We start from the raw sequence: 15734 nt of genomic DNA, 5'->3' as shown, positions 1-15734 counted from the left end.
TAAATGCTTTGGAAATACTAGCAATATTAAAAGGCAACCAGGATGATTTGTTACCTGAGGATTTTGCACTCTTTAGAACAGAACTTGCTGTGGGAAGTTATTCAGAAGAATACAAGAAAGAGTGTCTTGATTTGATAAAGACCTTGGAGAATTGGAATAAGGAAAATAAAAAGGCAAAACAAAGTCGGAATAACGGGGTGGCTGCAGGGAAAATGAATATATCGCAGATAGTTCCTGCTCAGAACATCTCGCAAATTTCCTTTTTAGAGCAGTTCAAAGCTGACTTAACGATTATGCGGACGTCGGAGTCTTATAAAAACAGATTTAAAACATATATTAAAACCCATGAAGAATTTGATGAAAGCTTTGTTGATGTGCATTTTAATATGTTTGACAGCAATGAAATGGGTGCAGTGCTTTTAGAGATGCAGCTTAGCGAAGCGTTTCTTGAAAAATACTTTACCGCATTGGATAAAGATAAGATTGCAAGATATCAACAATTCAGTGAAAGCTTTTTCCAACGGCATTTTGCTGATTTTGATGCTGAGACGGTGTTAAAAAAGGGAAAAAATGAGTGGCGGAAAAAAGAAAAGCGGTCAAAGCAGCTTGATGTTTTTCTGCGTTTGAAAGGAGTGAAATTTTAATTGATTACAATTAATGAGGCTAGACGTCTAATAAAAAGGGCGATACTTGCAAATGTTGTTAGTGAGAAAAAGGATTTAGCAATCACTCCGCTGATTTCCGGAAAGCATGGTATTGGAAAATCTCAAATGATAAAATCTATTGCGGAAGAACTAGGTGGTGTTTGCATTACAATTGAGGGAGGAACTCTTAAAGAAGGAGAAATTACTGGTCTTCCATATCAATATAAAGATGAACAAGGCAATACAAGGTTTCGTTTTTTGCCTTATTACGCAGTAGAACGTATTCAAAATGAGCAGGAACGTATTTTCTTTATGTCAGAAGAAACGACAAGGCCATCATTGCTACAGGGCGATGAAAACAGATATGCTCTTGAGGATATTACAATTGAAGAAAAACTCGAAATGCTGAAAAGCAGAAAGATAAAGTCGGTTATCATATTTATCGATGAGATTAATCGAACCGAGAATTCAGTATATAAAGAACTAATGAATATCCTTTTAACAAGAAGTGTAAATGGATATAGCTTTCCATGGTGGGTCTTCTTTGTAGGAGCAATGAACCCAAGCACACAAAATAGTCTGTATGCTACAAATGAAATGGACCCAGCACAGTTGGATCGTTTTTTGAAGATTAAAGTCTCTGATAGTACAAAAGAATGGCTAGGATATGGGAAAAAAGTCGGACTTTCTCCAGAGATTTTAAATTTTATTAAAGATAATCCTAAGTGCCTTTCAAGTAACGATAAAGAACTGCAGGACGACGAAAAACCAACGCCATCACCTAGAGGTTGGGATATGGTGGATACACTGTTAAGATCAGAACCTTTACTTAGAGATTTTTTTACAGAGAAAGAAAATGATCCTAAGGTTGTTGAAAAGGATATGAAAAATCTCGTTTCTGCAAAGCTTGGTGCAACCGTTGCAACGATGTTCTTTGCGAGCATGGTTTCACAGACAAGAGCACTAATGCCAGAAGAAATCTTTGCTGATGATGAGAATCTTTCAAAGCTGTCTAAAAAAATTGAAACCATGTCGGCGGCTAAGAAAATTCAAACTTGTGATCTTATGCTGGCGTATTTAAAAGAGAATATTGAATTTATGATGCTTAATAAAGCTCAATTTGATATTAATAAGTGTCAGCTGTCAGCTTTTGTAGGTATGCTTGATTCTTCGGCAAGACTTTTATTCGCACAGAAGCTTTCTAATGCTATTTCTAATGACGGCAACAGTTTGATTGAAATACTTTTTGATGTTTTTGAAAAAGAATTGATTGAGATGCTTGACTTATCAGATGAAACAAGAAAGCTTATTGAGGAAAGCTGATGGCAACCAATACGATTGTTGAATACTTATATAGAATTAAAGATAATATAACAGCAGTGGAAAATGGTATTATTGAAGATGCAATTTTAAATGAAATTGAAAATGATTTTCATGAGTTTATGGAATTAATTAAGTTGTTCTTGATTTCTGAAAGGGATAGTTATTACGGCTATTTTATGATGAATTTGTCATTCAAAGTTGATTTTTACAGCAATACTATTGCAGGTATCAAGTTAAATGTTTATCCTCTGGTAATGGTGTCTAATCCACTACTTTTATGCAAACTTACGCTGAAAGAAATTATCTTTATCATTTGTCATGAAATTGAGCATATTATACTGAATCACCCCTCGGAGATGGTAAAATGTAACCCGATGGGAGATGAGAAGACTCATGCAAAATTTAATCTTGCAGCGGACGCTTCGGTCAATGGCCGACTAAGATATGAGATTAAGGCTGAACATCGGTTATTTATGACTGTCTGGGAAAAGTGTATTTTACCGGAGACTCTTAAAAAAATGTTCGGTTTAAGAACTGTAGCGCCGCTGGAAAGCTATTATTACTATTATCAGCTTATTGAGGAAAAAGATTTACCTGACGGTAAAGAAAATGGCATAGGTGCAGATTCTGATGAGTTTATCACAGAGGGGAAGTGTGATAGATATGAGGATCATAACTGGGAAGCTGGTGACGATGTTGATGAAATAACTGCTATCGTTGGTGAATTTATTAATGCGGCAGCGGAAATGATGGATGACGAAACCAGAAACCTTATGCCGGCTTACTTTTTGGAGCAGGTAAGAAGAGTAAATGAACCGGCTAAGTTGTCGTGGAAAAAAATTCTGAAAAAGTATATAGGGACAATTGCAGCAGGAAAACGTAAAACGAAAGCTAGATTAAATCGCAGACAACCAGAGCGATATGATTTGTCCGGGGAGATAAATGATAAGATATTAAAGATTGTTGTGGCAATTGATACTTCCGCATCTGTTACCGGGAGAGAGCTTTCTTTAATTTTTAATGAGTTGTTTTCAATTCTGTCAAAAAAGAATTATTGCATTACTGTAATTGAGTGTGACAGTGAGATACAGCGAATTTATACTGTAAAACAGCCAAGTGATGTAAAATATGACGTTGCAGGACGTGGTGGAACTGCCTTTACTCCGGTGATAGAGTATGTGAATAGGAATAAATATTATAGAGATTCCCTGTTAATATATTTTACTGATGGATACGGTGAAAATAAGATTCCGAAACCGTTGACATATCGAAACTTATGGGTTATAACTGGAAGCAGAAGGGAATTGTCGTTAAAGAATCCTTATGGAGCGGTTATAGGCTTTGAAGAAGGTGAAAATTAATGTCTGGATTATTAAATACTAAAGACAAATTGATTGGGCAGGTTCTCATCGAATGGTGTCTTCAGAAGCAGGAAGAAAATGCGCATATACATTTTAAGAAATCCCTCTGCTCGGGAGTGCAGAAAATAAGATTTACAAGTGATAATATCAATGCTGTTTTTCCGAAGAATGAACAAAAGAGCGGGTACACTTTATGCTATGAAATTCTAAACGTCAATGAAAATCTTTTTATTACAGTAACACTGGATAAGCGTTATGTTGTAGGAAAGCAAATTCAAAAGCAATATGAGCAGTTGATAACATCCATGGATGTAGCTGTTGCTGAAGGAGATTTAATAACGCTGGCGGCGTGGAGCGTTTTTTATGAAGCGGATAATCTTTCACAAATACAGAGTGGCTTAGATCGGATTTTTGATTCCGAAATTTCATTTTTTGAAAAAAATTTATATGCATGGCTAAAGGATCATACCAGAAAGATTAAAGCCCTTTCATATTTTGAACAGGAGACTATGTCAGAGCAGGGAGCGATAGAAGAAATATCTGTTGAAGGTGCGATGAAAAACGTACTTACTAACAGGTATGAGAGGAATTCCTGGGCGAGAGATAGATGCTTAGCTTACTATGGTACGGCTTGCACAATATGCGGGTTTGATTTCGGTGAAGTGTATGGACCAGAGTTCACAGGTAAAATAGAGGTACACCATAGAAAACCTTTAAATGAAATAAAACAAGCTTATGTGGTTAATCCTATTGAAGACCTTATTCCTGTTTGTCCGAACTGTCATCTTGTGTTGCATAGCAAAAGTGATGGAGTATATACCATTGAAGAAATTAAGGCAAAATTGGCTAAAGAGTAAATCATTTGGTACTTTTAAGCAATCCCGTGTAGAATATAAAAAGATGCAGATGTGATAGATGGAGGACAGATCATGTCATTTGCGGCGGAAACGAAAAACGAGTTGGCTAGAATTGAGCCAGAAAAGAAATGCTGTATGCTTGCAGAAATTGCGGGCTTTCTTAGAGTGTCTGGCAGTCTCAGGCTGGCAGGAGGCGGAAAGTTTAAGATTGTCATTACTACGGAAAATCCGGCAGTGGCGCGGCATTATAAAAAACTGATTAAAGAATATTTTCAAGTAGATACGGAATTAGAAGTGGAGGACGCACCACCGCCCAAGAAAGGCAGAATCTATATGCTTGCCATCAGTCCTGAAATGCGCAGTGAGCAAATTTTGCGTGAAACAGGAATTTTGATGGTGCGGGAAGGCAACAATTATATTTCTGATGGGATATTTGATGGTCTTATTCGCAGCAAGTGCTGTAAGAAAGCGTATTTGCGCGGCATTTTTATGGGTGCGGGAACGATGAATGACCCTGCGAAAAGCTACCATTTAGAATTTGTGTGCGCCAGCAAGAATCTTGCCATGGATCTTCGAAAAATGATAAACAGCTTTGTGGATTTATCCGCAAAGGTGGTGCAGCGAAAAGAAAGCTATATTGTATATATGAAAAATTCGGAGTATATCAGTGATACGCTGGCTATTATGGGTGCTCATACTCAGGTTTTTGCCTTTGAAGATGTGAAGATAAAGAAGGAGCTTGTCAACAACGCGGTGAGGATTACAAACTGTGACAACGCTAATACGGATAGAACTTTGGACGCTTCTCAGCGGCAAATTTCAGCAATCCGAAAAATTGAGAACGCAAAGGGGCTTGGATGGCTACCTGAAAAACTACAGGAGGTTGCAGAGTTGCGCCTGGCGCATCCGGAGGCGAATCTATTGCAGTTAGCGGAGATGATGAACCCGCCGATGAAAAAATCAGGTATCAATAACAGGTTCAGAAGAATAGAGGAACTGGCTGCAAAACTGTAAGGTTTCAGATTAATGTTTTTGGAATCTTAAAAATTGAGAATGAAATATATTAAATAAGAAAAATTTTGAAATTTACTATTGAAAAGTTAATCGTTTAGATGTAGAATGAAAGAACCTAAAAAATTGGTGTTACGGTTAGGCAAAGGCTTTACTCCCCTCTGCACGACTTTAACATAAATTATCATATTGCATCTATGAAAAGAAAGACTGCTGCTGCGGTCTTTCTTTTCATTTGAGCACAAGCTTTACTTGGACATAAGAGAAAATATAAGTATTATTTAACAGAAGGTTTAGAGAGAGGGAGCTATGGATGCGATGAAGATGTTTGGAACAAAGATTAAGGTTTTCATTTGCACTGCAGTAGTGATTTCGCTGTTTTTTGTGCCGATGAGCGTGTATGGAATGCAGAAACGAGCTTGGGTTATATAAACCGTATGGGAGGATTTTATAGGGGAAGAAAAAGTAAGCGTTGAAGGAAAGGCACTTACACAATTTCTACAAGTCCGTCTGGAGTATTCTCTTCTACTGGAAATAACAATAGTGTAGAATTGAGTCGGTTGATTTACGTTCTTTCAAAGAAAAATGTAAGTATTCGTATATCAGGAAAGATTGGCATATTTTCAGAGAGGGATGCTTCATCTCGTATAGAACGTTATCATTAAAACGAAAAGACCAAGGCACCGCTTTTGCGGTGCCTTCAATCTTCCTATCAGCATGGAAGCTGATGGAATTACAGTCCTACTTTAGTTAGTCTTCGGCAGTATTTCCAAAGATTAAATAATCTGCAGAAACGTCCAGGATTTGAATAAGTAGTATGAATGTCTGCATAGAGAGTCCTCTGTTGCCGCATTCAATGTCAGATAGAAATTTAGGCGTAATATCCAGATGTTCAGAAAGTTGTTCTCTGGAAAAATTTGCACGTTCTCTGCTGAGACGGATGCGAACACCCATTCCTACCCGGTCAAATTCTTTTAATGTCATATCCTATTTACCTCCTTTCATTATTATGATTTTGGTATGACATAAGCAACGAGGTAATGTCAAGACTTAAAATAAAAATAGGTCGGATTGCCCTAAAAGACTGCAAAGTTTAAAAGGGTACGGATATTTTTGTAGTCATACCTTTTTATGCGGCATTTGCAGCAATTTCTTTTATAAATTTAACTGAGAAGAGGTTGTCGAAAAGTACTAATAAGTATAAGGAATCTTATAATAAATAATTATAATTTATTATAGTCAAAATCATAGTGGGTTACCTATATCAGAAATGATATAATATACTTGTCAAGAGGACAAGCGAAAGCGGTTAGCCTTCCTCGAAACTCGAAAGGGGTTTTGGACTAAAAGGAAGGTGGTAATATGATGAGGATTACAATTACCTTTGGTAGAGTAAGAATCACTATTTACATAAAAAAATAACTGCCCACAGCTTGCAACTTTGGCAGTTATTCGTAAACTGTTAGGTTAGCCGTTTTCAATGGCTTTCCTCTTGAAACCAATATACCACAAAGAAGAATAAAATTCAATATCAAAGCAATATTTTCCACATAGCAGCGGCTGTGTTTTTGTCTACTAAAATTTCCAACCTCTTCAAAATTTGAACCTTTTTTAAAATCTATATAATATTATAGAAAGAGAATAAAAGAGAAATTGCGGCAGACGCAATTTTACCGCAAAGGAATCGACCTTAAAATTTATGGCACTTTTACCATCTGAAATTAGTAGAGGAGGTCGCTCCAAATACGTGCATATATAGATATAATATATTAAAATTCTTTACTACGGCTTAGCCGTTATAGATATATGTGAAGCGCGCGGCAGAACTCCACCTGCTACGCGTTTCTTTTTTATCCTTTTCAAAGAAATTTTTAAGATAGGAGGAATACAAAATGAGTTATAAACAGAGTTTTGTATTATATGAAAGCGCATATGCGCAGTTTGAAAGGCTTTTAAAGGCAAAGCAAGTAGAGGGTGCGAACAATTATATTAATGCGGTTATGCAATATGGATTATATGGCGTACTGCCAGATGAAGAAGATAAAGTATGGCTTTATGGTCTTGATAATGTGATAGCGAGCATTGATAGCGCCAAGCCAAACTATCGAAAGAAAATCAATATTCAAAAAGATGAACTTGCAAAGTGCTTGATGGAGGGAAGAACGCAAGCAAATATTGCGGAAATATTTAACTGTTCAGTAGATACGATTCAAAGAAGAATTAAAGAGTATGGTTTAAATACTCTGCCGCCAGAGGATTATTTTTTTGAGGACGATACCGCAGATACCGCAACAAGCAGTATAGAAACAGGGCGCAATTATCTTTCTCATTCACATTCTTTTTCCCATTCTGATTTCTATTCTACTTCTCCAAGGAGTAAAGAAGATAATAACGGGAAATGATGACGGCGAAAGTCCTAGGGTTTTAAGGGAAGAATGAAATGGGAGATGGATTTTAAAAAATCGGTTATAGGTATCTGCAGAATTCTTTCATGGGACGTATGTTTCTGGGGTAAAATAGTTTTACTTTAGAAATTCGCTCTTTTCACAGAATCTATCCTCTGACTCGCGAAAAGCGAATACGTTGTATTGACATAGTATGAAAAAGAAGTACAATAATCTTGAAAGGAGTTGATAACATGGCTACTATTTCCATTAGAATGGACGATAATCTGAAAAAGGATGTTGAAAATGTATGTGAGGAACTAGGTTTGAGCATGAGCGCGGCATTTACTATTTTTGCCAAAAAGCTTAGCCGGGAAAAGAGAATTCCTTTTGATGTTTCCATAGACCCGTTTTATAGTGATATGAATATGACTTGCTTACGTGAAAGCATTGAACAGATGGAAAAGGGAAACGTGATAGTGAAAACGATGGAAGAATTAGAGGCAATGGCAGATGAGTAAAATCATTTTACACAAAGGGCTTTTGAAGGATATCTTTATTGGCAGTCGCAGGATAAGAAAACCTTAAAAAGAATCAATGCTTTGCTAAAGGATATTGGGCGAAATCCTTTTGAAGGATTTGGAAAACCTGAAGGATTAAAAGTAAATCTGAATGGCTACTGGAGCAGACGTATAGATGGGGTGAATCGCTTGGTTTATCGCATAGTAGATGGTGAAAGAGAGGTTTATCAGTGCAAAGGTCATTATGGTAACTAAAGAACTCAAAAACGCAGAAAAGGCGTGGCTGCTTTTGCAGTCATACCTTTTCTTTTTTTTATGCACATTTGCGGTAACTTTCTTAAGCTGTTGTGAGATGTTACGATGTAGTTCGGATTTGTAAAATGATGTTAAAATATGTTGCGAAAATGTTTTAAAACGTTGAAATTTCAATGAAATTGTAGTATAATATTATTGTAAAAAGTGACAAGTTCTTTAAGAATTATTGATTGCACAATCAGAAAGTGACAACTTCATCCGCTCTCTCACGCTGAATCTCCCACGAAAAAAGGAAGCCCTTCCAAGCTTCCTCTATTTTCTAAGCATTGAATTTTAAACAATTTTGCTTAACCGAAGTATCTCTTTAACAGACCTTCGAAAGCAGCGCCGTGTCTTGCCTCATCCTTAGCCATTTCATGTACGGTGTCGTGAATTGCATCCAGATTCTGCTGTTTAGCCATAGTAGCCAGAGCTTTTTTACCAGCGCAAGCGCCAGCTTCAGCTTCTACTCTCATTTCCAGATTCTTCTTAGTGGAGTCGGTTACAACTTCGCCCAGCAGTTCTGCAAATTTAGCAGCGTGCTCAGCTTCTTCCCAAGCAGCCTTTTCCCAGTACAGACCGATTTCCGGATAACCTTCTCTGTGAGCAACTCTAGCCATTGCTAAGTACATGCCTACCTCAGAACATTCACCTTCAAAGTTAGCGCGAAGACCGTCGATGATTTCCTGGTCAACTCCCTGAGCAACGCCTACAACGTGCTTGTCTGCAAATTCTACTTTACCTTCTTCCTGCTTGATGAACTTGTCTGCAGGAACTTTGCACTGTGGACATTTTTCAGGTGGCTGGTCGCCTTCGTGAACATATCCGCAAACTGAACATACCCATTTCATAATGTTAAATCCTCCTTGAATTTCATTTTTTAATTATGTCTATTGTACCACATTTTTTCTTAAATCTAACACTTTTTTATAAAAGTTCTATGGAATTTTTATAAAAACTTTATGAACAGTGAAAGATATCGATTAGGGTTAGAGTGTACCCGCAGAAAAACCTTGACGAAGGGTCACGAACAGAAACAGCAGATTACTGCTGTTTCTGCCTTTTTATGCATCTATTTTATCGAAGCAGTGCAATGCTGCCTGCTAGCTTATTGACTTTTTTCTTGGATCCGCATATGGCAATCCCTATGTAATTTAAGTTGCTTTCGGCAGTGTTGCCCATCTTGAAAGTGAACTCTTCATAGGTTTTACAGGTCTGCGCCAAATCCGAAAAATCTACTGTCAGCAAGTCGGAAAATTCCGGTCTGCAGAGTTTTTCTCGAATTTCCCGCAGAATTTTTTTGTTTCCTGAAAGGATGGGAACAGGAAATTCGATGATTCCTTTGTGTAAAGAGCCGGAATTGTCGGTCACATCACAGCCAACGACCTCAGGCAGTTCTTTACCCAGAGTAATTCCCAAAATTGCTGCGGTGTTGGCAATAATGCCAAGGGGCAGCGTCTCATCAATAATCATAACACATTTTTCTTCTTGTAAATTCATGACAAAATTCTCACTTTCTTGTTAATTTTTTTTGAAGGATATCACGGTACAGGGCTGGTGTCAGACCGGTAAACATGGTGAAATAGCGATTGAAATGGCTTTGGTCCGAAAAGCCTGTGTTGAGAGCAGCCTCAGCAGGATTTAAACCGTCCTCCAGAAGTTGGCGGGCTTTGTTAATCCGAACCGTTTCCAGATATCGATAGGGTGTGATTCCCTTTTCCCTGGTAAACGTGCGCAGCAGGGTGGACTTGCTCTGACAGGCAATATCGCATAGGTCATTCAGTGAAATGTGCCGATCAAAATTTTCGTCGATATAATTACAGACTTTTTCTATGCTGCTAGGATTAGCGCAGTCTTTCTGCGAATCATCCTCTTGGACAAACCCATGACGGCGGAGCAGACGTTCAATGAGGCAAAGGAAAAGTTCCTCTTTCTGAAATTCCTTACTTTCTTCAAAGATTAACTGGTTAAGCTGGTAGATGTACGAGTAAAGTTCCTCGTCCTGCAGCAGCGGTGATACGAAAGCAGGAAGAAACTTTTTGCCGGTTAGCTCTAGGCATCTTTCTTCCATGATTTTCGAGGAAACGTTGAGCCCATAATAGGAAAGAGCGGCGTTGCCATCGGGCAGGCATGCGTGATTCTGGTAAGGAGAAAAGACTATCACATCACCTGCGCGAGCACAGTAGTCGATATTTTTGACAGTCATATTCCGCGAACCCTCAGCGATAATTCCAAGTACATAGTAACCGTGGAAGTGATTGGGAAAGGGCTGCCTTATATGTGCGAAGCGATAGGCTTCAATTTTTAAATCGGTATCGTAGCAGATTGTTCTAGTTTCTTTTTCCATGGAAAGCCATCCTTTCTGGTTTTGATTAGTGATAGTGTATCATGGATTTTAAATACATGCTTGTAAGATATCTTCATTTTGAGTTCTGTTTTTTTTGTCCGCACATACACTGTTTGCAGGAGGCGGTATGGAATGAAAGTAAAAATAAGGACAATCACTCTAGTTTCTTTTGCAGCGGTGATGATGTTTCTCGTGACAGCATGCTCAGGCAAAACGCAAGTGCAGACAAAAGGACAGATTTTAATGGAAAAAAGCTGCGCAGCCTGGACTGACGTCATCGAAAAAGCGTGTGAAATCAAAGACTTTGGGAGACCTTGTGGTACAGCAAAAGAGAGTTTGGAAGTAGTGGATGGTACATATAGTATCCTTTTTGACATTGATGAAGAAATGAACCAGGAACTGGTGGACGGCTATGCGCAAAGTATATGGCGCGCTTGTGAAAAACGAAGTGGCGAGTCAAATCAAAGCAGCAGCGGCTATCACTATGCCAGCATGACGGAGGCTTCCAAACGGCAGGAACCGCTCAATTATTATATCTGGTATTATCGGGCAGGCGAACAGAAATTTCGCGTGGGGCTTTACCCGACCAATATGGAGACAGGGGTTCCCGGCGGACTGGTGCTTCGGATAGAACCCTGGGAGTAACGTAGAAGGCAAGCAGAGGTAACACGGCAGATGCATGAATCCCCTTCCTACGAAATGTAGGACTAGTACCTTTAGCCGTTTTTTGCAAAAAAGGTACTAAAACCTTTGAATTGTACTATCCATTATATGGAATTTGAGGGGTTGACTTTCATAAGATGGCAAGTTTTTACGAGAATAGACGCATGAAAAACAGAAAAATACGATAAATTCCGTTTTATTTGCTAAAAATCTTTTAATTAATATAAAATAGCTCCTAATTCTTAGTACCTTTTTTGCAAAAAAACGGATTAGGTATGAAAATCCAATATCCATGGCATTTCACAGGTTTGCCGTGGCAGAAGTAAAATATACTCTTGCACTTTACTCCAGAACTGTGTTAGACTAAAAAAATAGGAGAAGTTGTAGACTTTACTGGGGCAAAAAATGTAAAGGAGACAAGAGAATATGAGATTTGAAATTGCAAAAGAAGTATTTGACCTTCTGCCTAATGGATATTTTGGTATTGTAGCAGTAAAGGGCATGGACAATACCAAGGAAATTCCGGAACTTGAGGCAATGCTGCAGGCAAATATCGAAGTCTGCGAGAAGGATTTTGAGGGAATTAAAGTAAAGAATGCTGACGATATCGTTCCTTACAGAGAAGCATTTCGTGCAATGGGCATCAACCCTAACAGATATATGTGTTCCATAGAGGCACTGCTTGACCGCATTGCTAAGGGCAAGGGATTCCCGCACATCAACGCCATCGTAGATTTGGGCAATGCTGTATCGATTAAGTATCATCTGCCGATTGGCGCGCATGATATGGCAACCATCGATGAAGCGCTGGAGGTGCGCCATTCTAAGTCAGAAGATACATTCATACCTTTTGGAAACGGCGAGATGGAAAAGCCGGAAGAGGGAGAAGTCGTATATGTTTCCGCAGGCGAGGTCAGAACACGCCGCTGGACATGGAGACAGAGCGAGATCGGTAAGATCACAGAGGAAACCAGTGATGTGCTGTTCCCGATCGATGGATTTACAGATCTGAATAAGGACAAGGTAGAGGAAGCGGCGCAGGAACTGGCAGCTCTTGCTGAGAAATTTTTCAAAGTCAAGGCGTCTGTCGGATATATCGACAAGGACAATAGAGTCTTTGAGGTAGAATAGGGGCAGCCGCTCTAAAGCGCTGAACCAGCGTTGACGGATTTCTATTTTTGTCAACGAATTTGGCCATGACAGCAAGGCAAGACCCCACATTTTCTGCCTGACACGTTTGCCATGGACGCATTAGGCAGCCGGCTTGACTTTAGGTTGAATTATTGAGATAATATTACCGTAGCCAATGGCTGCGGTATATTTTTTTAAAAGTAAGGGTGGAGAAGGAGATGAAGAAACTATCGAAGCAAGAAAATCGTTTACAGGTGTTAAAGTTTGTATTGTTTTCCATATCGGCAGGTGTCATTCAGACCGGTGTGTTTACACTGCTCAATGAGTTGTTGCACTGGAGGTATTGGCCGTGTTATCTGATTGCGCTGATCGCATCAGTACTGTGGAACTTTACGCTGAATCGGGAATTTACCTTTAAATCGGCGGGCAACGTGCCTCTTGCCATGGCAAAGGTATTCGGGTTTTACTGTGTGTTTACACCGCTATCTACCTGGTGGGGCAGCGTACTGACTGATGGCGGCATAAACGAGTATATTGTGCTCTTTGGCACCATGTTAATCAACCTGATAACCGAATTTCTTTATGACAGATTTTTTGTATTTGGCAGCAGTATCAATACGAATAAGAGGGCAAGCCGTGAATAATCAAATTGCTGTAATGATAAATAAATACGCCAAAATGCTGACGCAGATAGATGATAGTCAGCTGGCAAAGTATAAAGTCCTCGTAAGGGTGGACGGCGTTTTTTACGAGACTGAGGGTGATCTTGCCGGCGCATTTACGATTAGAGAAAATGCTGGTGATAGACTTCGGCAGATCTATCCTGTCGAAGGATCAATCCTTATGGGCGGCAGTGAAGTCTGTGCAATCGTGCTTTCCAATACTCGTTATTGCAGGCAGGCAGCACAGGGACAAAAACCTCTTAGGGTTTCCCTCGATGATATGGCGCAGGTTATAGGTCCGAAAGTAGAAGTGCTGCCTTACGAGGAACCCCAGATTAAAGCGGCGCTGCAGCATGCAGCAGGCTGTTTTGTAAAAGATCGTTATACCATCTGCACGGGGCGCAGCCTTTTTGAAGCGGTAACTGCGCTGCAGGTTTTGGAAAAACAGGCAGAAGTCGCACTCAAAGCCCAGGTACTCGGCGGTGCGGTCCCTGTTTCCGAAGAAGAGGCGGTTTTCATGCGGGAGAATTATCTGCAGAATTATTCTAAGGCAGAAAACGCTGTGAAATCCCAGGAAGGAAGGGCGAACCATGGAGCATGAGTACAGAGAGAATTTAGTCGTCTATGGGAAAAAACTTTTGGAAACTGGACTCGTCCAAGGTACTTATGGCAATCTGTCTGTGAGGCAGGACGAACGCTCTATGCTGGTGACGCCTTCGGGACTGGACTATGCAGGGCTTCAGCCGAAGGATATGGTAAAGGTAAATCTGGAAACTCTTGTCTGGGAAGGTTCATTGAGACCTACTTCTGAGAAGGGGCTGCATGGGGAAATTTACAGGGTGCGAAGGGATGTGGGCGCAGTAATCCATACCCACTCCAAATACTGCGCTATTTTTGCGGCGGCAAGAAAAGACGTTCCCATAGAAGATGTGAAAGTGCAGGAAATATTTGGAAAGATGGTAAAGCTGGCAGCTTATGCACTGCCGGGAACCGAGGAACTCTGGACGCATACGCTGGAGGCTTTAGGGGAAAATAACGGATGTATTATGGCAAGTCACGGCATGTTATGTGTGGGAAAAACTCTTAAAGACGCTTTCGAAAACTGCTGCATGCTGGAAGAGTATTGCGGCAGATATATCGAAAGCAGATGGGAAGCGGGTGGATTAAATGGAATTATATGAGATTTTAGAAAAACAGAGAACTTTTTTTCGAGAGGGTATTAGTAGGAATCTGCAGTATAGACGGCGGGGACTTTTGCGACTTCGGGAGAATCTTAGACGTCACGAAGAGGAACTCTATGCGGCATTATATGCGGATCTGGGCAAATCCAGGTACGAAGCCTATGAAACGGAGATTGGGATTGTATACAGCGAAATCACCTATATGGTGCGACATCTCTCGTCTCTGGCAAGACCTCAGCGGGCGCGCACGGCACTGGTGAATTTTCCGGCAAAGAGTACCATTTACAAAGACCCTTACGGTGTTGTTTTGATCATGTCGCCGTGGAATTATCCGCTGCAGCTTACGCTGGTGCCGCTGATCGGTGCGCTGGCAGCAGGCAACTGCGCAGTCGTAAAACCTTCGGCATATTCACCGGAAACGTCCAAAGTCATCGAAAAGATCTTGCATGAGACTTTCAGCGAAGGCTATGTGTACACGGTAACTGGCGGCAGGCAGGCCAATGAGAATTTGCTTGCTGAAAAGTTTGACTATATCTTCTTTACCGGTGGAAAAACAGTGGGCCGGCAGGTCATGGAAGCTGCAGCAAAGCATCTGTGTCCAGTCACCTTGGAGCTTGGCGGAAAAAGCCCCTGCATTGTAGATGAAACTGCCGATATTGCTATGGCAGCACGGCGTATTGTCTGGGGCAAATTCTTAAACTGCGGGCAGACCTGTGTAGCGCCGGATTACGTGCTGGTGCACAGCAGTATAAAGGAAAAACTCCTTGCAGCAATGGTTGCTAATATAGAAGCGCTCTATGGGCAATATCCGCTGGAAAGCAAGGATTATGGTAAGATCATCAGTGAAAAGCATTTTTTAAGACTGGGCGCAATGTTAGAGGGAGAAACCCCTTACTACTTTGGTGGTGCAGACGACAAGTACTGCAAGATTGGACCGGTGATTCTGGATGACGCTGACTGGAGCAGTCTGTCCATGCAGGAAGAAATCTTCGGACCTATTCTGCCGGTGGTGGTCTTCGAGGACCTGGAAGAGGTAAAGCGGGAAATTGAAGCTCGTCCGAAGCCGCTTGCGTTGTATTTCTTTACAAAGTCAAAAGAAAGGGAACGGTATCTCATGACTCATTTGTCCTTTGGCGGCGGCTGCGTCAACGATACCATCATGCACCTTGTCAGCAACTCCATGCCTTTTGGCGGCGTGGGAGCAAGCGGCATGGGCGGTTACCATGGAAAATACAGCTTCAGGACATTCACCCATGAAAAGAGTGTGCTGAAAAAATCTACGCTGATCGATATGCCGATGCGCTATGCACCTTATCCGGACAGCTTGAGATTTCTGAAAAAGTTTTTGAAATAAA

17 protein-coding genes and 1 pseudogene are annotated in these 15734 nt (G+C 40.4%); 14 read left to right on the top strand and 4 right to left on the bottom strand.

Annotated features, from left to right (window positions below):
* Window positions 1-8 precede the first annotated feature (8 nt).
* The 5 genes from D1151_RS16630 (at window position 9) to whiA (ending at window position 5199) form a co-directional block, all read left to right on the top strand.
* Entirely contained in the window at window positions 9-644 is a 636-nt protein-coding gene (locus tag D1151_RS16630; protein WP_201759570.1) for a hypothetical protein, read from the top strand.
* A complete protein-coding gene (locus D1151_RS04355) occupies window positions 645-1967 on the top strand; it encodes an AAA family ATPase (RefSeq protein ID WP_202620376.1) in 1323 nt (440 codons plus the stop codon).
* Window positions 1967-3328, top strand: a complete 1362-nt coding sequence (locus D1151_RS04350; RefSeq protein WP_161908085.1) for a VWA-like domain-containing protein — start codon at window positions 1967-1969, stop codon at window positions 3326-3328. Before D1151_RS04355 ends, D1151_RS04350 begins: the two co-directional genes overlap by 1 nt.
* On the top strand, window positions 3328-4185 hold the full coding sequence (locus D1151_RS16810) for an HNH endonuclease (RefSeq protein WP_243151061.1): 858 nt from the start codon (window positions 3328-3330) through the stop codon (window positions 4183-4185). Before D1151_RS04350 ends, D1151_RS16810 begins: the two co-directional genes overlap by 1 nt.
* A 72-nt stretch (window positions 4186-4257) precedes the next feature.
* Complete coding sequence (gene whiA, locus D1151_RS04340; RefSeq protein WP_161908084.1) at window positions 4258-5199, top strand: DNA-binding protein WhiA; 942 nt, start codon at window positions 4258-4260, stop codon at window positions 5197-5199.
* A 747-nt stretch (window positions 5200-5946) separates the two neighbouring features.
* On the opposite strand, the gene D1151_RS04335 is transcribed toward whiA, so the two are convergent.
* Window positions 5947-6180, bottom strand: coding sequence for a helix-turn-helix domain-containing protein (locus D1151_RS04335; protein WP_161908083.1), 234 nt, complete (start codon window positions 6178-6180; stop codon window positions 5947-5949).
* Between the two features lie 908 nt (window positions 6181-7088).
* Here D1151_RS04335 and D1151_RS04330 point away from each other — a divergent pair.
* The 3 genes and pseudogenes from D1151_RS04330 to D1151_RS04320 form a co-directional block, all read left to right on the top strand.
* Complete coding sequence (locus D1151_RS04330) at window positions 7089-7598, top strand: helix-turn-helix domain-containing protein (RefSeq protein WP_160202118.1); 510 nt, start codon at window positions 7089-7091, stop codon at window positions 7596-7598.
* A 236-nt stretch (window positions 7599-7834) separates the two neighbouring features.
* Window positions 7835-8101 (top strand): type II toxin-antitoxin system RelB/DinJ family antitoxin, encoded by a 267-nt coding sequence (locus D1151_RS04325; protein ID WP_161908082.1) that lies wholly within the window; start codon window positions 7835-7837, stop codon window positions 8099-8101.
* 6 nt (window positions 8102-8107) lie between these two features.
* Window positions 8108-8356, top strand: a pseudogene (locus D1151_RS04320) (Txe/YoeB family addiction module toxin); the annotation flags it as partial.
* Window positions 8357-8703: 347 nt separating this feature from the next.
* Here D1151_RS04320 and D1151_RS04315 read toward each other — a convergent pair.
* The 3 genes from D1151_RS04315 to D1151_RS04305 form a co-directional block, all read right to left on the bottom strand.
* Window positions 8704-9249: an NADH peroxidase gene (locus D1151_RS04315; protein WP_160202183.1), complete on the bottom strand. Its 546-nt coding sequence runs from the start codon at window positions 9247-9249 to the stop codon at window positions 8704-8706.
* A gap of 223 nt (window positions 9250-9472) precedes the next feature.
* Window positions 9473-9895, bottom strand: coding sequence for a DUF2000 domain-containing protein (locus D1151_RS04310; protein ID WP_161908081.1), 423 nt, complete (start codon window positions 9893-9895; stop codon window positions 9473-9475).
* Between the two features lie 10 nt (window positions 9896-9905).
* Complete coding sequence (locus D1151_RS04305; RefSeq protein WP_160202120.1) at window positions 9906-10742, bottom strand: AraC family transcriptional regulator; 837 nt, start codon at window positions 10740-10742, stop codon at window positions 9906-9908.
* Window positions 10743-10874: 132 nt separating this feature from the next.
* Between D1151_RS04305 and D1151_RS04300 the strand changes: the two genes are divergently transcribed.
* The 6 genes from D1151_RS04300 (at window position 10875) to D1151_RS04275 (ending at window position 15733) form a co-directional block, all read left to right on the top strand.
* Window positions 10875-11387, top strand: coding sequence for a hypothetical protein (locus D1151_RS04300; protein WP_161908080.1), 513 nt, complete (start codon window positions 10875-10877; stop codon window positions 11385-11387).
* Window positions 11388-11831: 444 nt separating this feature from the next.
* On the top strand, window positions 11832-12536 hold the full coding sequence (locus D1151_RS04295) for a B3/4 domain-containing protein (RefSeq protein ID WP_161908079.1): 705 nt from the start codon (window positions 11832-11834) through the stop codon (window positions 12534-12536).
* 218 nt (window positions 12537-12754) lie between these two features.
* Window positions 12755-13180, top strand: a complete 426-nt coding sequence (locus D1151_RS04290; RefSeq protein WP_161908078.1) for a GtrA family protein — start codon at window positions 12755-12757, stop codon at window positions 13178-13180.
* On the top strand, window positions 13173-13799 hold the full coding sequence (locus tag D1151_RS04285) for a hypothetical protein (RefSeq protein WP_161908077.1): 627 nt from the start codon (window positions 13173-13175) through the stop codon (window positions 13797-13799). Before D1151_RS04290 ends, D1151_RS04285 begins: the two co-directional genes overlap by 8 nt.
* On the top strand, window positions 13789-14379 hold the full coding sequence (locus tag D1151_RS04280) for a class II aldolase/adducin family protein (RefSeq protein WP_161908076.1): 591 nt from the start codon (window positions 13789-13791) through the stop codon (window positions 14377-14379). The genes D1151_RS04285 and D1151_RS04280 overlap by 11 nt, the downstream gene beginning before the upstream one ends.
* Window positions 14366-15733: an aldehyde dehydrogenase gene (locus tag D1151_RS04275; protein WP_161908075.1), complete on the top strand. Its 1368-nt coding sequence runs from the start codon at window positions 14366-14368 to the stop codon at window positions 15731-15733. The genes D1151_RS04280 and D1151_RS04275 overlap by 14 nt, the downstream gene beginning before the upstream one ends.
* The last annotated feature ends 1 nt before the right edge of the window (window position 15734 follow it).

The organism is Emergencia sp. 1XD21-10 (assembly GCF_009936045.1).
GTDB lineage: Bacteria > Bacillota > Clostridia > Peptostreptococcales > Anaerovoracaceae > Senimuribacter > Senimuribacter intestinalis.
This window is presented reverse-complemented; position numbering and strand designations above follow the sequence as displayed.